Source organism: Micromonospora sp. DT48, from assembly GCF_049844495.1.
In the GTDB taxonomy this organism is placed as follows: Bacteria; Actinomycetota; Actinomycetes; order Mycobacteriales; family Micromonosporaceae; genus Micromonospora.
Window position 1 is genome coordinate 212233 of sequence record NZ_JBNCLE010000010.1, and the last position, 18338, is coordinate 230570.

Genomic DNA, 18338 nt, shown 5'->3' on the forward strand with positions numbered 1-18338 from the left:
TTGAAGAGAGACAATCTGTGAACATTCGACGGTGGAGCGTCGGCCTCATCGCCGCCACGCTGCTCGTTCCCGCCCTCGTCGCCTGCAACAACTCCAGCGGCGACTCGTCCTCCACGGCGTCCGACGCGGGCGTTCCGTCCGACCCGAAGGCGGCGCTGGTCGCCTCCACCAAGGGGCTGGAGGAGGGCAACTTCACGTTCTCCATCGAGGCTGACTCGATGTCGGGCAAGGGCACGGTGCACAAGCCCAGCAAGAGCGCTCAGATGACGATGACCGTGGGTGGCGACGACTTCACCATGGACTTCGACCTCATTCAGATCCAGCCGGACACCTGGGTGAAGGTCGACCTGGGCGACCTCTTCGCCGGCATCCCCGGGATGGACGCCTTCAAGGACAAGTACCAGCACCTCGACGCCGCCAAGGCGAAGGGCGCCAAGAACCTCGACATCTTCAAGGACGGCACCGACCCGACCGACGCCAAGGGCATGTTCGACGGCCTCGTCGACGTGGAGAAGACCGGCGAGGGCACCTACCGCGGCACCTTCGACCTGACCAAGGTTGAGGATTCGGTCGCGGCCGACCAGGACCTGCTCAAGGAACTGGGCGACCAGGCCAAGTCGGTCCCGTTCACCGCGAAGCTGGACGCCGAGGGCCGGATCAACGAGCTGGTCCTGTCCATCCCGGCGGCTGGCGAGGCGAAGGCGCAGGACGTCAAGATCACCTACGGCGACTACGGTTCGGCGACGGAGGCGCAGAAGCCCCCGGCGGACCAGGTCATCGAGGCGAACGAGCAGACCTACGAGATGTTCAAGTAGGTCCAACGGCAGTGCTGCGGGGGTGGGCGCAAGCCCACCCCCGCTTCGCGTTCCGGCGACCGGGGTCGGGGACGCGTCCGGGGCCGGGTGATTGCGCGGGCGGGTGGCAGGGAACAGAGGAGAGCAGCCTCCGGGGCGAGAACGCGCCGGATGACCCTGCTGGGAGACACCGATGACCGTTCGACGACTGAGCGCCGGCCTCGTGGCCGTCGCCATCTTCACGCCCGGAGTCGCCGCCTGCACCACCACCGGTGACGCTGGGCCGACCGCCACGCCGTCCGTCACCGCCAGCGGTGCCGCCCCCGAGGCGGACGCCGACGCGAAGCAGGCGCTGCTGGACTCGACCCGGGAGATCCGCAACGGCAACTTCCGGTTCAGCATGTCCGGTGCCGGCTCGACCGCCGAGGGGCAGGTGCACCAGCCGAGCCAGAGCGCGGAGATCCGGCTACGCCTCGGCGAGCCGACCGACGACCTGGCGATCGGCCTCGATCTCGTCCACGCCAAGCCGGACAGCTGGGTGAAGCTGGACCTCAAGGGCCAGGCGGCCACCAGCGTGCCCGGGGTGGACCGACTCAACCTCGGCAAGTACCAGCACCTCGACCAGAACCGCATCCGGGGCAACCGCAGCCTCGGCTTCGACTTCGACAAGATCGACCCGGCCGGCAGCGAGGCACTGACCCAGGCGGTCACCGACGTCAGCCGGACCGGTGAGGGCGCGTACAGCGGCACCCTCGACCTGTCGAAGGCGGCCGAGGCCGGGTCGCTCGACCCGACTTTGATCACGACGCTCGGCGCGGAGGCGAACTCCGTGCCGTTCACCGCGACGACCGACGCTCAGGGGCGACTCACCGAGCTGGTCATCCGGCTGCCGGAGGCCGGCCGGGCCGCCGGGCAGGAGATCAAGGTGACGTACTCCGACTACGGCAACGCGACCGAGGCGACCAAGCCCACGCCCGACCAGGTCGTCGAGGCTCCGCCGGAGCTGTACCAGCTGTTCGACTGAGCCCGGGGCGTGGTGGACGCCGTGGCGACGCCCGCTCGGCCCGGTCAGCTCGCCGGGTCGGGCCGGGCGGCGCTCGGCCGGGTCAGGTCGCCGGGTCGGGCCGGGCGGCGTCGATGCGGGCCCGGGCACCGTCGAGCCAGCGCTGGCAGACGACCGCCAGCGCCTCGCCGCGCTCCCACAACGCCAGCGACTCCTCCAGCGAGGTGCCGCCAGCCTCCAGCCGCTCCACCACCGACGCTAGTTCGGCGCGGGCCTGCTCGTAGCTGAGCCGCTCGTCCGACCCGCTGGTCTTCTCGTCAGTCATCGCACCCATCTCAGCACAACCACCCGACACCCCGGACGACCGCACCACCGTCCGGGTCAGGTGTCGACCGTGGCGGACAGTTCACCGTCGGCGAGGCGTACCCGCAGCGGATCACCGGCGGCCACCTCGGCGGCCGCGCGGACGACCTGACCGTCGGCGCGTTGCACGATGGCGTAGCCACGGTCGAGGGTGGCGGCCGGCGAGAGGGCGCGCAGCCGGGCCAGACTGTGCCGGAGATCGTCGCTGGCGATGGCGAGGCGATGATCCAGGCAGCGACCGGCGCGCTGGCGCAGGGCGGCCACGTCGGCGGCCCGTTGCTCGACCATCACCTGTGGCCGGGCCAGCACCGGCCGGGAGCGCAGCGCGTCGATGCGGTGGGACTCCCGGTCGACGAGGTTGTGTACGGCCCGGTGCAGCCGGTGCCGCGCCTGCTTGATCAGGCGTACCTCCTCGGTCAGGTCGGGCACCACCCGCTTGGCCGCGTCGGTGGGGGTCGACGCCCGGACGTCGGCCACATAGTCGACCAGCGGTGCGTCCGTCTCGTGGCCGATCGCACTGACCACCGGCGTACGGCACGCGAAGACGGCCCGGCACAATGCCTCGTCGGAGAAGGGCAGCAGATCCTCGATGCCACCTCCGCCACGGGCCAGGATGATGACGTCGATGCTCGGGTCCGCGTCGAGCACCCTGAGCGCGTCCACGATCTGGGGAACGGCGCTCGGTCCCTGCACCGCCACGTTCACCGTGCGGAACTCCACTGCCGGCCAGCGGCGACGGGCGTTGGTCAGCACGTCCCGTTCGGCGGCGCTGGCCCGACCGGTGATCAGCCCGATGCGCTGCGGCAGGAACGGCGGTCGGCGCTTGCGGGCCCGGTCGAACAGCCCCTCGGCGGCGAGCAGCTTCTTGAGCTTCTCCAGCCGGGCGAGCAGCTCACCGAGACCGACCTGGCGGATCTCGTCCGCGCGCAGGCTGAGCGTGCCCCGGGCGGCGTAGAACTCGGGTTTGGCGTGCAGCACCACGCGGGCGCCCTCGCGCAGCTCCGGCGCACCGGAGTCGAGGACGTCGCGGTTGGTGGTGACCGTCAGGCTCAGGTCGGCGGACGGGTCACGCAGGGTCAGGAACACGGTGCTGGCGCCGGGCCGTCGGCTGATCTGCGCCACCTGCCCGTCGACCCACACCCACCCGAGCCGGGCCACCCAGGCACCGATCTTCTGGCTGACCACGCGTACCGGCCACGGCTCCTCCGAGCTGCTCTTCCCGCCCTCACCAGCCACCACCCCACCACCCTACGGCTCACCCGTACCAGCAGCGTTGATCATGAAGCTGTCGCCTGCGGTGCGGCGTGTCGCGGGGTGTCGACGGGGTGCTCGACGTGGGGTGGGCGGGGGCGCGACCACTGCCGGGTGTTTCACCGGCACGTACGATGGGCGGGTGACTGAGGTTGATGCGACGTCCCGGACCGGCAAGCGCGTGCTCCTGGCCAAGCCCCGCGGCTACTGCGCGGGCGTGGACCGGGCGGTGCAGACCGTCGAGGAGGCGCTCAAGCTCTACGGTGCCCCCATCTACGTCCGCAAGCAGATCGTGCACAACAAGCACGTGGTGCAGACACTGGAGGCCAAGGGTGCCATCTTCGTGGAGGAGAACGAGGAGGTGCCCGAGGGCGCCACGGTGATCTTCTCCGCGCACGGCGTGGCGCCGGAGGTCTACGAGCAGGCCAGGCAGCGCTCGCTCAAGGCGATCGACGCCACCTGCCCGCTGGTGACCAAGGTGCACCACGAGGCGAAGCGGTTCGCCGCCGAGGACTACGACATCCTGCTCATCGGCCACGAGGGGCACGAGGAGGTCATCGGCACCTCCGGCGAGGCACCGGAGCACATCCAGCTGGTGGACGGCCCGGAGGACGCCGACCGGATCACCGTGCGGGACCCGAACAAGGTCGTCTGGCTGTCGCAGACCACGCTGTCGGTGGACGAGACCATGGAGACCGTGGCCCGGCTCAAGAAGCGCCTGCCGATGCTCCAGTCGCCGCCCAGCGACGACATCTGCTACGCCACCAGCAACCGGCAGCACGTGATCAAGGAGATCGCGCCGCAGTGCGACGTGGTCATCGTCGTCGGCTCACGCAACTCGTCCAACTCCGTACGCCTGGTCGAGGTCGCCCTCGACGGCGGTGCTCGGGCAGGACACCTGGTCGACTTCGCCCACGAGATCGAGGACTCCTGGCTCGCCGACGCGCGGACGGTGGGCCTGACCTCCGGCGCGAGCGTGCCGGACGAATTGGTGCAGGAGGTGCTGGCGCACCTCGCCGAGCGCGGCTTCACCGACGTGGAGGAAGTGGTGACCGCGAACGAGCGGCTCACCTTCTCGCTGCCGCAGGAGCTCAAGCGCGACATGAAGGCCGCTGCGGCGGCCCGCGACTGAGCAGGGCCGGGAAGGCCGATGGGAACTGTTCACCGCGCCGGTGCGTCAGAGCTGGCATGAGGAGCCTTCGGATCGCCGCCACCGCGCTGATCGTCTGCACGGCGCTCGCCGCCTGCGGCGGTCAGGACGCGGGGGATGACACCATCACCCCCACCCCGACGGGAGCATCGCCGGTGACCGAGTTGCCGACCCCGGACCCGAGCCTGTCCGCACCCTCGCCCTCCGACCCGGTGGACCCGACGGCACCGCGCACCCGACCGACGGTGCGGCCGAGCGCCCCGTCGAAGCCGCCGACGACCGGTGAGATCACCCTGACCGGTCGGGTCGAGTCCGGTGTCGAGCCCGGCTGCCTCCTACTCGACGGCTACCTGCTGCTCGGCGGCCCCCGCGACGTGCTCACCTCGGGTGCCTCGGTGACCGTGACCGGGCGTCCCGACCCGACCATGATGTCCACCTGCCAGCAGGGCACCCCGTTCGTCGTCAGCTCCGCCAAGCGCAGCTGACGCGCGGCTCCGGGCATCCTCGGCGGCAGCACCGGCCAACGGTGTGATCGATTGATGGCAGTATGCCCGGGTGCGATACCGACCGATCCTTCCTGCGGCGGCCGGGGCACTCGCCGCCGTTCACGTCCTCGGCATCCTCACCGGCGTTCCCCTGCTGCGGCAGGCCGAGGTGGCCGCGCTGCTGCTGCTGCTGTTGGCGTACGCGTTGACCGCCCGGCTACCGGTCCGGCCGGCGTGGAGGTTGCCGCCGCCATGCTCGTGCCGCTCGCACTCGCCTTCGGCGCACTCGTGCTGACTGCCCTGCTGGCCGAACGCCGGCACCGGCTCGCTGCCGGTGCTGCCGTCCTGCTGGTGCCGGTCGCGCTGACCTATCTGGACATCGCACTGGAATCGTTGGCGCTGCCGCCGTACGCCGGACGTGGTGTCCTCGTCACCGCCGCGTCGCATGCCGCCGCGAGCCTGCCCGCCGTCGGACCGGCCGTCCTCGCCGGGGTCGAGTTGGTGGCTTACCTGCTGCTCGTGGTGGGTCTGGTCGGCCGCTACCCGCAACGGGCCGAGCCGGCCTGACGGATGCCGGGCGGCTGAGACCGCGCCGGGCAACCCTCGGTAGACAGACGGAAGCCCGTCTCCGGCGAACCGGAGACGGGCCTCCCTGTTGCGATGGTGTCAGTTCACCGCGCCGACCGAGACCGCGCCGCGGCCGACGACCGCGCCTTCGTCGGTCACCACGGACAGCTCACCGAAGAGCGAGCGACCCGCAGCCGGAGCGGACTGGGCGGTCACCGAGCCCGAGATGGTGCCGGTGGCACCGTTGGCGAGGGCGAGGTTGCCGCCCGACGCCGTGAGGGTGCCGAGCGCCGGGGAGGCGAACGAGTCCCGGTAGTCGTACTCGGTGCTGCCACCGGCACCGTCGACCGAGTACGCCTCGACGACGACGGTGTAGGTGCCCGCCGGCGGGTTGGCGATGGTCACGAACTCCTCGGAGTCACCGTCGGCGTTGTAGGCCACCAGGGCGCCGCCCCGGTAGACGAACAGGTCGAGGTCGGCACCGGCGTTCGAGGTGTTGCCGATGCGGGCGGTGAAGCTGGTGGCTCCCGCCGGTACCTCGACGGTGAACTCCTGCTCCGCGTGCTCCGCGATGGTCGGCCGCTCGCTGTGCGAGCTGGCCAGCGGACCACCCTGGCCGGTCACCGTGACCGGGCCGAAGGTGTTCTCCAGCGACCAGGTGACCGGGGTCGGGGTACCGGCGGTCACCGCCGGCAGTTCGACCACGGCCGGCTCGACGGCGACGCCCTGCACCCGTGCCTTGAGCTGGTACGGGTTGTTCAGCGCCGGCGAGGTCCGCCGGGACTCGACCTCGATCTCCCAGACACCCGGCATCGGGTTCTGGTAGTCACGCTCGAAGGCGTTGCAGGCGCTGGCGAAGTTGGTGAAGCAGGTCAGGCTGGAGGTGCTCTCCACCGGAACGCCCCACGGGTTGAACGCGATGAAGCGGGTCTGGGAGCCGGTGGCGATGCCGGAGAGGTTCACCTGCAGCGCACCGGCGCCCGGCGGCACCGTCACGAAGTACGACGTGGTGTTGTTCCGGTCCACCGAGCCCTGCGCCGAGTAGGTGAAGTTGGGCTTGCTGACGTCGTTCGAGGCCACCACGACGGCGGAGAACTCGAAGTCGATCGTGTTGGTGGCCGGGTCGTCGACGGTCACGATCGTGCTGTGCGCGCCCGCGGTCTTGGGCTTGGCGGTGATCGTGATGGTGACGGTCTGGTTGAGCGGCAGCTTGACGTCCTTCGGCGCCGAGAAGGTGCCGTTGTTGCCGCGCAGGCCGACCTTGTGCTTCACGTTGCCGGTCGGGCCGCTGGTCCGGGTCAGCTTGACCTGGTACGACTTCGACTGGTTGATCTTCTGGCCACCGTCTGCGGAACCGCAGCGGTTGTAGATGCCGGTGCCACGGTGCGGGGTGGCCAGCATGCCGGAGAGCGGCGTGCAGACCGGAGCGTCAGCGGTGTACGAGCGGGTCTGCACACCCTTCTTGATCAGCTTCCACGCACCCGGCACGTCGAACATGCCGTAGCCCTGCCCGTAGGTCGGGGTGTCGGCGATCGGCTTGGCCGAGGTGAAGATCGCCCGGCGCAGCATCTCCGGGGTGACGCCCCGGTCGGTCGCCTTGGCCGCCGACAGCAGCAGCGCGGCGGCGCCGGCTGCCTGCGGGGAGGCCATCGAGGTGCCGTTGAACATGCCGTAACCCGGCGGCAGCGAGTAGCCGGCCTCGGGGACCGGGCTGCCGGCCTGCCAGACCGGGGTGGTGGAGATGGCCGAGCCCGGCGCGGCGATGTTCGGCTTGGCGCCACCGTCCTCACGCGGGCCGCGCGAGGAGAAGTTGAACAGCGCGTTCTTCTTCTTGACCACCGAGCCGTAGTTGGCCAGCCAGGTGTCCTTGCTGACGCTGGCGGCGACGCTGACCACATTGGTCGACGCCGACGGGTCGCCGATTGTGTTCACGCCCGGGCCGGAGTTGCCGGCCGAGATGAACATCTGCACCCCGTACGTGGTGATCAGGTTGTTGTAGAGGGTGGCGCGGGCGTTGTTGCCGTCGTTGAGCGCCGGCAGACCACCGATCGACATGTTGATCACGTCGACGCCGCGGTTGATCACCAGATCGGCCATGCCGGTGGTGAGTGCGGCGGCCGTGCAGCCACCGCCCCAGGAGCAGGCACGGGAGGAAACGATCTTGGCGCCGGGTGCCGCACCGTCGAACGCGCCGTTGCCGAGCATGTCGTTGGCGGCGGTGATGCCGGCGACGTGCGTGCCGTGCGCGCTCTCGATGATGCCGATGTTGACGTAGTCGACCAGACCGGGACCGCCCAGCGGAGTGGTGTCCACGTTCTTGCGGTACTCGACGACGAACGACATCCGCTCCTTGACCGGAGTGTCGGGGTTGTCGGTGCCGAAGTAGCCGACGTCGAACTTCTCCTTGTACGGCCGCATGACGGCCTCGTCGGTGAAGTCGCCGTCCTGGTCGGTGTCGACCCAGATGTTGTTGGTGGCCGGGTCGAACAGAATGCCGAACTGGTCGGTGTTGTCGCCGTCGCGGTTGACGTCACCGGCCGGGTCGCTGTTGTTCGTGATGTTCTCGCTGAACAGGTTGAACCGGTAGTTGCCCGCCGGCGCGGTCCACGTGCGACCGGCCAGGGTGAACGTCGGCCCGGTCACCTGGTTGATCATCGGCCGCCAGGTGGGGTCCTCGAACGGGTCGGTGGCGGTCACCCAGTCGACGATCTTGCGCTCGCCGGTGGTGGTCTTCTGCAGCGCGGGGTGCTCCAGGTCCACACCGGAGTCCATGATGCCGATGGTGACGCCGCGGCCGTCCCACTTCGGGTTCTGCTTGACGAACTTGACCGCGCCGGTCTCGTTCGTCGGCATGTACGGGTTGTCGGCCTTCGTCTTGGCACCCGGGCCGGGCAGCGTGCTGCCCTGCTTGTCGGCCTTCTTGCCGTTCGGGGCGACGTCCGGCGTCGGGTCCGGGAGCTGGATCTCCTCGTCCAGGTCGATCGCGGCGACACCGGGCAGCTTGGCCGCCTTGACCGCCTTGCTGGTCGGCACCTTCGCGAGCACATATCCGATGGTGTCGTAGCGCTCGGTAACGGCGGCGCCGAGGTCCTTCAGGTCGTCGGCGACGTCCTTCGCCTTGCCCTTGTCGGTGGCGACGATCATCGTGACGGTGGGGGCGTTCTTCGCCTCCGCCTCGGCGAGCAGCTTGGCGTCGTGCTGGCCCAACGCCTCGGCGGGGGTGGCCTGCGCGGCGTCCGGTCCGGCAGGAGCGGCGCTCGCGGTGGCGGCACCGCCCGCCACGGTCACGGCGCTGGCCGCCATCACCGAGGCGAAGAGCGCGGCAGAGGTACGCCGGCTCAGGTTTCGGGGTTTACTCACGTTCTCTTTCCTCCAGAGAACTCAGGCGCCCTCAGATGCAGGGCACGCGTGAGCGAAATCCTTCGTGGTGCCGCCCGTCGATGTCACTACCGGCAGGTACGTTGTGACCATCTCGTGATACGCGAGACGCACATTGTCATATCGAAGATGGTAAAGGTCGGCATCAGGTGGACCGACTTCGATCATCTGGAGTGGATTCCGCAAGCAGTTCTGGCGCTTGCGGCTGCCGGGGTGCCAACTCCACCTGCCCCGGCGTGGGCAGTTCCTGATCTGACACGCCCAGCTCGGCCAGCTTGCGGGCACTCACCAAGACGCGGGCCTCCAACGAGCCCACCGCCCGGTTGTACGCGGTGACCGCGCCACCGAGTGAGGCACCGAGCTTGCCGACGTGCTCACCGAGCGTCGACAGCCGTCCGTACAGTTCCCGTGCCAGTGTGTGCACGGCCATCGCGTTACGGGTCAACTGCTCCTGCCGCCACGACCAGGCGACCGTACGCAGCAGCGCGACCAGGGTCGCCGGGGTGGCCAGCACCACGTTGCGGGCGAACGCGTGCTCCAACAGCGTCGGATCGCGTTGCAGGGCGACGTCCAGGAACGGGTCGGCCGGCACGAACAGCACCACGAACTCCGGTGTGGACTCGAAGGCGGCCCAGTACGACTTGGCGGCCAACGCGTCGACGTGCGCCCGGAGGTGCTTCGCGTGCAGGTCGAGGTGGGTGTCCCGGCCCCGCTCGTCGCGCGCCTCCATCGCGGTGAGGTACGCGTCGAACGGCGCCTTGGCGTCCACCACCACGCTCCGGCCGCCGTGCAGGCGGACCACCAGGTCGGGGCGTACCGTCTGCTGGTCGGTGGTGGCGGTGACCTGCTCGGCGAAGTCGCAGTGCTCCACCATGCCGGCGGCCTCGACGATCCGGCGCAACTGGTGCTCGCCCCACCGGCCGCGTACCTGTGGTGCGCGCAGCGCCGCCACCAACTGTTTGGTCTCCGTACGCAACTCACCGGAGACCACGCTCATCGAGCGCACCTGCTCCCGCAGTTCGGCGTACGCGTCGACCCGCTCCCGTTCGAGGTCGGCGACCCGCTGCTCGTAGCGCCGCAGCGTCTCGTGCAGCGGGGCCACCGCCCGGGCGACCGCCTCCTGCGACTGGGCCGTCGCCTCGTAGCTCAGCGCGCGCATCGACTGCTCCAGCCGCCCCTCGCCCTCGCGGGTGGCGCGCAGCGTGGCATCCAACCGGGCGATCTCGCTCGCCGAGCGGGCTCGGGCGGCGAACCAGCCGACCGCGCCGCCGGTACCGAGACAGACGACGACAACCGCGAGGGTCGAGAGCTCCATCCTCATGAGCTTGCCAAAGACAGGCCCTTCCCGCCCGTACGGGTGCCGGGTGGCTTCCGCGCGTGGCTCAGCCGGTGTTGCGCATGCCGGCGGCGATGCCGTTGACCGTGGTGAGCAGGGCGCGCTCCAGGGCCGTGCCGTCGTTGGGGGCCCGTCGGCCACCCGGCGCGGTGGCCACCGCACGCCCGGCCGCCCCCGACTCGCGGTACTGCCGCAGCAGCGCCACCTGGAGGTGGTGCAACGGTTCCAGGTAGGTGTCGCGGACGGCAAGGGTGCGTTGCAGCACCGGGGAGTTCTCCAGCAGGTCCGGTGAGTCGGTGACCGCCAGCACCTCGCGCCGGGTCAGCTCGTACTCCTGCTCGATCTTGTCGAAGATCGGGTGCAGCTTCTTCGGGACGAGGGTCTCCACATACCGGCGGGCGATGCTGAGGTCGGTCTTGGTCAGCATCATCTCCACGTTGGACAGGAACGTGCGGAAGAAGTGCCAGTTGCGGTGCATCTCGGCCAGCACGTCGGCCAGACCGGCCTCCCGGGCGGCGGCCAGGCCGGAGCCGACGCCGAACCAGCCGGGGACGATCTGCCGGGTCTGGGTCCAACCGAACACCCACGGGATGGCTCGCAGCCCGGACAACCCGGCCCCGGTGTTCGGCCGCTTGGCGGGCCGGGAGCCGATGTTCAGCGCACCGAGCAACTCCGTCGGGGTGGAGGCCCAGAAGTACGCGGGCAGGTCCGGATCCTCCACCAGCGACCGGTACGACCGGAAGGCCGACTCGGACACCACGTCCATCGCCGCGTCCCAGCGTTCCAGCATCTCGGCGGGTTGCCGGGGCGCGGTGTGCAGCAGCGTCGCCTGGAGCACGGCGGCCACGCTCAGCTCCAGGTTCTCCCGAGCCAGCGCGGGCAGGGTGTACTTGTCGGAGATCACCTCACCCTGCTCGGTCACCTTGATCGCGCCGTCCAGGGTGCCGTACGGCTGGGCCAGGATCGCGTCGTGCGTGGGGCCGCCGCCGCGCCCGACGGTGCCACCCCGGCCGTGGAAGAGCCGCAAATGCACCCCGTGCCGGGCGGCCACGTCGCGCAGTGCCCGCTGCGCCCGGTGGATGGACCACTGACTGGTGGTGATGCCGGCCTCCTTGTTGGAGTCGGAGTAGCCGAGCATCACCTCCTGCACGTCTCCCCGCGCGGCCACCAACGCCCGGTACGCGGGCAGTGACAGCAGCTCGTCGAGCAGGTCGCCACCGGCGTTCAGCTCGGCCGGGGTCTCCAGCAGCGGCACGAAACCGATCCGGGCCCGGCCGCTGTGCACGTCGACCAGACCGGCCTCCCGGGCGAGCACCACCGCGGCGAGCACGTCGTCGACACCGAGGGTCATCGAGATGATGTACGACTCGATGACCTCGGAGCCGAACCGGTCCTGCGCCTCACGGATGGTGGCGAACACGTCGAACGTCTTGCGGGCCGACTCGCTCAGCGGGGTGTCCGCCGTCGACAACGGTCGTCGGCCGGTCAACTCGTCGGCGAGCAGCTTGGTGCGCTCCAGCCGGCTCAGCGCCGGGTAGTCGTCGACCTCGCCCACCGCCGCGTACAGCTGGCTGAGCACCTCGTGGTGCTTCTCGGCGTGTTCGCGGACGTCCATGGTCGCCAGGTGCAGGCCGAACGCGGAGACGGTACGGATGGTCGAGGCGAGCCGACCGACGGCGGTGAGCTGGCCGGAGTTGCGGGCCAGCGAGGCGCGCAGCAGGTCCAGGTCGGCGATCAGCTCGGCCGAGCCCCGGTAGTCCCGTCCCGGCACATGCGGCGTGCCCTGACGCAGCCGGGCCCGGGTGTTGGCGAGCTTGGCGCGGATGCAGCGGGCCTTGAGCCGGTACGGCTCCTCGGCGTTGACCCGGCGGAACCGGGGTGCCACCTCGGGCAGCGCGTCGAGGTCGGCGGCGAGGCTGGCGGAGAGGTCGAGCGACACCCCGCGCAGTCGGCGGGAGACCGACACCTCGTTGATCAGCTCATCCATCGCCGCCTCGGTGGCGGTCAGCCCGTGCTCGTGCTGGATGGCCAGCACCTCGCGGGTCACCGTCGGGGTGACGAACGGGTTGCCGTCCCGGTCGCCGCCGATCCAGGTGCCGAAGGTCAGCGGGCGGGCCGTGGGGGAGGTCTCCACACCGAGGGTGCGCAGCGTCTCGGCCAGGTCGTCGAGCACCTGCGGAGCGGCCTCGGCGTAGAGGTCACGCAGGTAGTAGATGGCGTTACGCGCCTCGTCGGTCGGATCGGGCCGATCCAACCGCAGCTCGTCGGTCTGCCACATCAGGTCGAGCAGCTCGGCCAGTCGCCGGTTCGCCGGACCCTCGTCGCTGGCCCCGTAGAGGATCGCGTTGGCCGTCTCGGCGTCCAACTCGTCAGCGATCGCGCGCAGCTTGGACAGGATCGACCGGCGGGCGGCCTCGGTCGGGTGGGCGGTGAAGACCGGGCGTACCGCCAGCCGGCGGGCCACCGACGCGATCTCCTCGGCCGGCACGCCGCGCTCGGCGATCATCTTGGCCGCCTGGTCCAGCCAGCCGCCCTGGACGGCCCGGCGGCGGCGCAGGTCCCGGGCCCGGTGCACCTGCTCGGTGATGTTGGCCAGGTGGAAGTAGGTGGAGAAGGCGCGCGCCAGCTTGGTGCCCGTGCTCACGTCGAGCCCGGCGAGCCGGCGGGCGGCGGCCGGGGCGTCGGTGCGGACCTGGGCGCGGATCTCCTCGACCAGGTCGAGCAGCGGGCGGCCCTCCTGGCGAGCCAGGGTCTGCCCGAGTAGCGTGCCCAACCTGCGGATGTCGGCGCGCAGGGCGGCGTCGGGGCCGTCGTGATCGTGCTGGTCGGTCACCATGCGCTCCTCACGTCAGTACGAAGGACAGCGCTGTCCGACTTCCTCCGATCGTATCCGCGCCGCCCCCCGTGCAAGGAAGGGCCCCTTACTAACGCCTGGCGTTGTACAAGGGGCCCTTCCTAACGTCTGGGCGTCCGAGGAGTTCCACACCGTCAGCCTACGGGCTGTCGTACGCCCGGAAGCAGCGCGCCGCGATCAGCCGAGCCTTCGCCGAGTACGCCCCGGCCGCGGTCCTGGTCTTCGACGTCGGCCTACGCGATCTTGGACATTGCGCATCAAAGGAAACTGGCCAAGTCAGATTGCACAGCTGCAGGGGTGTCAGGTGAGGGGGCAGCGACCGGCACTGAAATGGGCGACGGCCGCCAGGATCTCGGCCTCGGACTTGTCGGCGAAGTTCAACGTGGCGACGAGCCCGGAGCCGTAGAAGGCGCTCAACATCCCGGAGTCCAGTGCGGTGTACGTGCCGAGGTTCGCCAGGGCGTTCGGATCGTGCGGCCGGACGACCAGCATCTTCTCCAGGCTCCACCGGCGGCGCGAGATTTGCGCGACCCCCTCCCAGGGCAGCCAGATCGCCTGACCCCGAGTCGGCCGGGTGCGGATCCACAGACCGGCCGGGCCCAGGGCCAGCACCGGGCCGCCGGTGCCGATCAGCCACAGCTGGAGGCCCAGCGGCAGGCAGACGGCGGCCAGCAGGCAACCGAGCATGCCCACCACGGCGAGGACCGATCCCCTGCCGGACGTGGTCGAACTCGTGACGCCAACCCCGAAGCAGCAGGTGATCGGCACGATGAGCAGCAGCGCGAAACCCAGGAAGACCAGGCCCCGTTTGGTGACGTTGGGGCGTACGACGAAGGGTTGGTCCTCGGGGATGCGCCGCACGACCGGCGGTGGCTGACCGCCCGCCGGCGGTTGGTTGCCCGGCGGTAGGAAGTTGGGTGGGTACGGGCCGAGGGGGTTGCCGGCCGGCGGGCCGCTCTGCGGCGGCTGCGGCGGGAATTCGGGTGGCGGGGTCGTGCTCACCTGTCTCGCTTTCGGTCGATGGTGGCAGAGGCGCGGACCGGGAAGATGGTGGCAGAGGCGCGGACCGGGAAGATGGTGGCAGAGGCGCGGACCGGGAAGATGGTGCCAATCCCGGTGGGCAGCAGGGTGCGGGGGCTTACCATCAGCCGCCGGGCTCGTGTCGTCGATGTTGATCGGTTCGACGAAGTTCCCCGCTCATGGTTCGGTAGCCGATCACGCCAGCGGACCGGCGTCAACACGTCGGCGCCCGCCTGCCTCCGGGTGCCTGCTCGGCGCTGTCGCGCCGAACCGTCCGCGCTCTCAGGTCGACAGGGCCGGCACCACCTCCGGCACGCGGACCATCGCGGCGTCGGGTCGCCCGGTGCAGGGATGGATGTCGGGCAGGAGAGATAGTGTCGACCGGTATAACCCCCCGTTCGCCCGGACGCGGGGTGATCGTCGTGTCCCCACCTCGGAAGTGACCATGACTGCGCTCACCGGACTCTTCGCCGCCGCCCTGGCCGACCCGGGCCTGGCCCGCGTCCGTGACCTGGCGCGCTCCGGTGCGGCCCAGGTCGACGGGCTCGACCTGACCGCCCCGGCGGCGCTGCGCCCGTTCGCGGTCGCCGCCGTCGCGGCCGACCCCACCACCGACGCCGACAAGCAGGGCGCCGACAAGCAGGGTGGAGCGGGGCGGCCGGTGCTGGCGGTGACGGCGACCAGTCGAGAGGCCGAGGACCTGGTCGCCGCCCTGGGCAGCCTGCTACCACCCGAACAGGTGGCGCTCTTTCCGAACTGGGAGACGTTGCCGCACGAGCGGCTCTCCCCGCGTTCGGACACGGTCGGTCGGCGGCTGGCCGTGCTGCGTCGGCTCGCGCATCCGGACTCGGCGGACGCGCACGGGCACACCGGCCCGCTGCGGGTGGTGGTGGCCCCGGTTCGCTCGGTGCTGCAACCACAGCTCAAGGGGCTCGGTGACCTGGAGCCGGTGCGGCTGTCCGCCGGGGACGAGGCCGACCTGGAGCAGGTGGCCCGGCGGCTGACCGACATGGCGTACGCCCGGGTCGACCTGGTCACCAAGCGGGGCGAGTTCGCCGTACGCGGCGGCATCCTCGACGTCTTCCCGCCCACCGACGAACACCCCTGCAGGGTCGAGTTCTGGGGCGACGAGGTGGAGGAGATCCGCACCTTCGCTGTCGCCGACCAGCGCACCATCGAGCAGGTTCCCCAGCTCTGGGCGCCGCCGTGTCGGGAGCTGCTGCTCACCCCGGCGGTACGCGAACGGGCCGCCGCACTGGCCGAGCGGCACCCGGAACTGGCCGAGATCCTGGACAAGCTGGCCGGCGGGGTGCCGGTGGAGGGGATGGAGTCGCTGGCCCCGGCGCTGATCGGCGCGGACTCCATGGAGCTGCTGCTGGACTGCATGCCGGCCGGCACCCACGTACTGCTCTGTGACCCGGAGCGGATCCGCACCCGGGCGCACGACCTGGTGCGTACCTCGGAGGAGTTCCTCCAGGCCAGCTGGGCGGCGGCCGCCGTCGGTGGCCAGGCCCCGATCGACCTGGGCGCCGCCGCCTTCCACACCCTCGCCGACGTACGCGCACACGCCGCGACCCTGCGGCAGCCCTGGTGGACCCTGTCTCCGTTCGGGCTGGCCGAAGCGGGGGCGGTGCCGCAACGGCAGCCGTGGGAGGACGAGCCGGAGCCGGTCGACGTCACTCCCGACGACGCCATCGCGGTGGCCCTGACCGCCCAGCCCGCCCCGCTCTACCACGGCGAGACCGCCCGGGTGGTCGACGACCTCAAGCGCTGGGCCGGTGAGGGCTGGTCCATCGCGCTGGTCTTCGAGGGCCACGGCCCTGCCCAGCGAGCCGTCGAGGTGCTGCGCGACGGTGGCCTCGGGGCCAGGTTGACCGAGCAGGTGCCAACCGCACCCACGCCCGGCGAACTGCTGGTCACCTGCGGCAGCCTGACCGGCGGTTTCGTCGACGAGGCGGCCCGGTTCGTGCTGCTCACCGGCAACGACGTCACCGGTGGCCGGGGCGTGACCACCCGGGACATGCGCAAGATGCCGAGTCGGCGGCGCAACACCATCGACCCGCTTGAGCTGCGCGCCGGTGACCACGTCGTGCACGAGCAGCACGGCATCGGCCGGTACGTCGAGCTGGTGCAGCGCACCGTCAACGGGGCGTCGCGGGAATATCTGGTCATCGAGTACGCCCCGAGCAAGCGCGGCCAGCCCGGTGACCGGCTCTTCGTCCCCACCGACCAGCTCGACCAGCTCAGTCGCTACGTCGGCGGGGAACAGCCCACGCTGCACAAGATGGGCGGCTCGGACTGGCAGAAGTCCAAGGCCCGGGCCCGTAAGGCGGTCAAGGAGATCGCCGCCCAGCTGATCCAGCTCTACGCCGCCCGCAAGGCGTCCAAGGGGCACACCTTCGGCCCGGACACCCCGTGGCAGCGGGAGCTGGAGGACGCCTTCCCCTGGCAGGAGACGCCCGACCAGCTCGCCGCCATCGAAGAGGTCAAGCGGGACATGGAGCAGAGCATCCCGATGGACCGGCTGATCTGCGGCGACGTCGGCTACGGCAAGACTGAGATCGCGGTACGCGCGGCGTTCAAGGCGGTGCAGGACGGCAAGCAGGTCGCGGTGCTGGTGCCGACCACCCTGCTGGTGCAGCAGCACTACAACACCTTCGCCGAGCGGATGAGCCAGTTCCCGGTGACCATCCGGCAGCTGTCGCGGTTCCAGACGCCGAAGGAGGCCGAGCAGACGCTGGCGATGGTGGCCGACGGCACCGCCGACATCGTCATCGGCACCCACCGGCTGCTCCAGGCCGCCACCCGGTTCAAGTCGCTCGGGTTGGTCATCGTCGACGAGGAGCAGCGCTTCGGCGTCGAGCACAAGGAGCACCTCAAGTCGATGCGGGCGGCGGTCGACGTGCTGAGCATGTCGGCGACCCCGATCCCGCGCACCCTGGAGATGGCGATCACCGGCATCCGGGAGATGTCCACCATCGCCACGCCGCCGGAGGAGCGGCATCCGGTGCTCACCGCCGTCGGGGCGTACGACGAGCGTCAGGTGGCCGCCGCCATCCACCGCGAGTTGCTCCGCGACGGCCAGGTGTTCTACCTGCACAACCGGGTCGAGTCGATCGAGCGGACCGCGCGGAAACTGCGGGAGCTGGTGCCGGAGGCCCGGGTGGCGGTGGCACACGGTCAGCTGGGCGAGGACGCCCTGGAGAAGGTCATGGTCGGCTTCTGGGAGAAGGAGTACGACGTCCTGGTCTGCACCACGATCGTGGAGTCCGGCATCGACATCCCGAACGCCAACACCCTGATCGTGGAGCGGGCCGACCTGCTCGGCCTGGCCCAGCTGCACCAGATCCGGGGCCGGGTGGGCCGGGGCCGGGAGCGGGCGTACGCGTACTTCCTCTATCCACCGGACAAGCCGCTCACCGAGCACGCCCACGAGCGGCTGGCCACCATCGCCCAGCACACCGAGCTGGGTGCCGGCATGTACGTGGCGATGAAGGACCTGGAGATCCGGGGTGCCGGCAACCTGCTCGGCGGCGAGCAGTCCGGGCACATCGAGGGCGTCGGGTTCGACCTGTACGTGCGGATGGTCGGCGAGGCGGTGCAGGCGTTCAAGGGCGAGCGGCCCGAGGAAGAGACCGACGTCAAGATCGACCTGCCGGTGGACGCGCACCTGCCGCACGACTACGTCGGTGTGGAACGGCTGCGCCTGGAGATGTACCGCAAGCTCGCCGAGGCCCGCGACGAGGAGCGGCTGCGTGAGGTGGCCGCCGAGATGACCGACCGCTACGGCGAGCCGCCCGCGCCGGTGCAGAACCTCATCGCGGTGGCGAAGTTCCGGCTGCTGGCCCGCAGCTACGGGCTGACCGACGTCAGCATGCAGGGGCGGCACATCCGCTTCGGCCCGCTGCCGCTGCCGGACTCCAAGCAGCTGCGACTCAAGCGCTACCACCCCGACTCGGTCTACAAGGCCGCCCTCGACCAGGTCAGCGTGCCCCGCCCGACCACCCGTAGGGTCGGTGGCGAGCCGCTGCGTGACCAGGCCCTGCTGGAGTGGTGCGCCCAGTTGCTCTCCGACGTCCTCGGTGCTCCCGCCCTCGCCGGCTCGCCTCGTTGAGGCGGGCGAGGCCGCCCCGCTGA

Annotated in this window: 13 protein-coding genes; 7 read left to right on the forward strand and 6 right to left on the reverse strand. The window is 70.6% G+C overall.

Annotated features, from left to right (window positions below):
* The first annotated feature begins 17 nt into the window (after positions 1-17).
* Together ACLQ2S_RS14365 and ACLQ2S_RS14370 are read left to right on the forward strand one after the other, a co-directional pair.
* On the forward strand, positions 18-815 hold the full coding sequence (locus tag ACLQ2S_RS14365; RefSeq protein WP_309222684.1) for a hypothetical protein: 798 nt from the start codon (positions 18-20) through the stop codon (positions 813-815).
* 172 nt (positions 816-987) lie between these two features.
* Entirely contained in the window at positions 988-1818 is an 831-nt protein-coding gene (locus ACLQ2S_RS14370) for a hypothetical protein (protein WP_155215129.1), read from the forward strand.
* An 82-nt stretch (positions 1819-1900) separates the two neighbouring features.
* Here the strand turns inward: ACLQ2S_RS14370 and ACLQ2S_RS14375 are convergent, their stop codons facing one another.
* Together ACLQ2S_RS14375 and xseA are read right to left on the reverse strand one after the other, a co-directional pair.
* The gene (locus ACLQ2S_RS14375; protein WP_375335285.1) at positions 1901-2131 is read right to left on the reverse strand and encodes an exodeoxyribonuclease VII small subunit; all 231 of its coding nucleotides are present in this window, start codon (positions 2129-2131) and stop codon (positions 1901-1903) included.
* Positions 2132-2178: 47 nt separating this feature from the next.
* Positions 2179-3345, reverse strand: coding sequence for an exodeoxyribonuclease VII large subunit (xseA, locus tag ACLQ2S_RS14380; RefSeq protein ID WP_425701853.1), 1167 nt, complete (start codon positions 3343-3345; stop codon positions 2179-2181).
* Between the two features lie 208 nt (positions 3346-3553).
* Here xseA and ACLQ2S_RS14385 point away from each other — a divergent pair, with 208 nt between their 5' ends.
* The 4 genes from ACLQ2S_RS14385 (at position 3554) to ACLQ2S_RS14400 (ending at position 5613) form a co-directional block, all read left to right on the forward strand.
* Positions 3554-4543, forward strand: coding sequence for a 4-hydroxy-3-methylbut-2-enyl diphosphate reductase (locus ACLQ2S_RS14385; protein WP_309222683.1), 990 nt, complete (start codon positions 3554-3556; stop codon positions 4541-4543).
* Between the two features lie 56 nt (positions 4544-4599).
* Positions 4600-5046, forward strand: coding sequence for a hypothetical protein (locus tag ACLQ2S_RS14390; protein WP_155215125.1), 447 nt, complete (start codon positions 4600-4602; stop codon positions 5044-5046).
* A 70-nt stretch (positions 5047-5116) separates the two neighbouring features.
* Positions 5117-5341: a hypothetical protein gene (locus ACLQ2S_RS14395; protein WP_425701835.1), complete on the forward strand. Its 225-nt coding sequence runs from the start codon at positions 5117-5119 to the stop codon at positions 5339-5341.
* A complete protein-coding gene (locus ACLQ2S_RS14400) occupies positions 5299-5613 on the forward strand; it encodes a hypothetical protein (protein ID WP_425701836.1) in 315 nt (104 codons plus the stop codon). The genes ACLQ2S_RS14395 and ACLQ2S_RS14400 overlap by 43 nt, the downstream gene beginning before the upstream one ends.
* Before the next feature lie 99 nt (positions 5614-5712).
* Here the strand turns inward: ACLQ2S_RS14400 and ACLQ2S_RS14405 are convergent, their stop codons facing one another.
* The 4 genes from ACLQ2S_RS14405 to ACLQ2S_RS14420 all read right to left on the reverse strand — a co-directional run bounded on the left by ACLQ2S_RS14405 (position 5713) and on the right by ACLQ2S_RS14420 (position 14183).
* On the reverse strand, positions 5713-8973 hold the full coding sequence (locus tag ACLQ2S_RS14405; RefSeq protein WP_425701837.1) for a S8 family serine peptidase: 3261 nt from the start codon (positions 8971-8973) through the stop codon (positions 5713-5715).
* 163 nt (positions 8974-9136) lie between these two features.
* Positions 9137-10306 carry a DNA recombination protein RmuC gene (locus ACLQ2S_RS14410; RefSeq protein ID WP_155215123.1) on the reverse strand — a complete coding sequence of 390 codons (1170 nt, stop codon included), beginning with the start codon at positions 10304-10306 and terminating at the stop codon, positions 9137-9139.
* A gap of 67 nt (positions 10307-10373) precedes the next feature.
* Entirely contained in the window at positions 10374-13160 is a 2787-nt protein-coding gene (gene ppc, locus ACLQ2S_RS14415) for a phosphoenolpyruvate carboxylase (protein WP_425701838.1), read from the reverse strand.
* A 321-nt stretch (positions 13161-13481) separates the two neighbouring features.
* Complete coding sequence (locus ACLQ2S_RS14420) at positions 13482-14183, reverse strand: hypothetical protein (RefSeq protein WP_196222456.1); 702 nt, start codon at positions 14181-14183, stop codon at positions 13482-13484.
* A 463-nt stretch (positions 14184-14646) separates the two neighbouring features.
* Here ACLQ2S_RS14420 and mfd point away from each other — a divergent pair, with 463 nt between their 5' ends.
* The gene (gene mfd, locus ACLQ2S_RS14425) at positions 14647-18315 is read left to right on the forward strand and encodes a transcription-repair coupling factor (RefSeq protein ID WP_155215121.1); all 3669 of its coding nucleotides are present in this window, start codon (positions 14647-14649) and stop codon (positions 18313-18315) included.
* Positions 18316-18338: the final 23 nt, after the last annotated feature.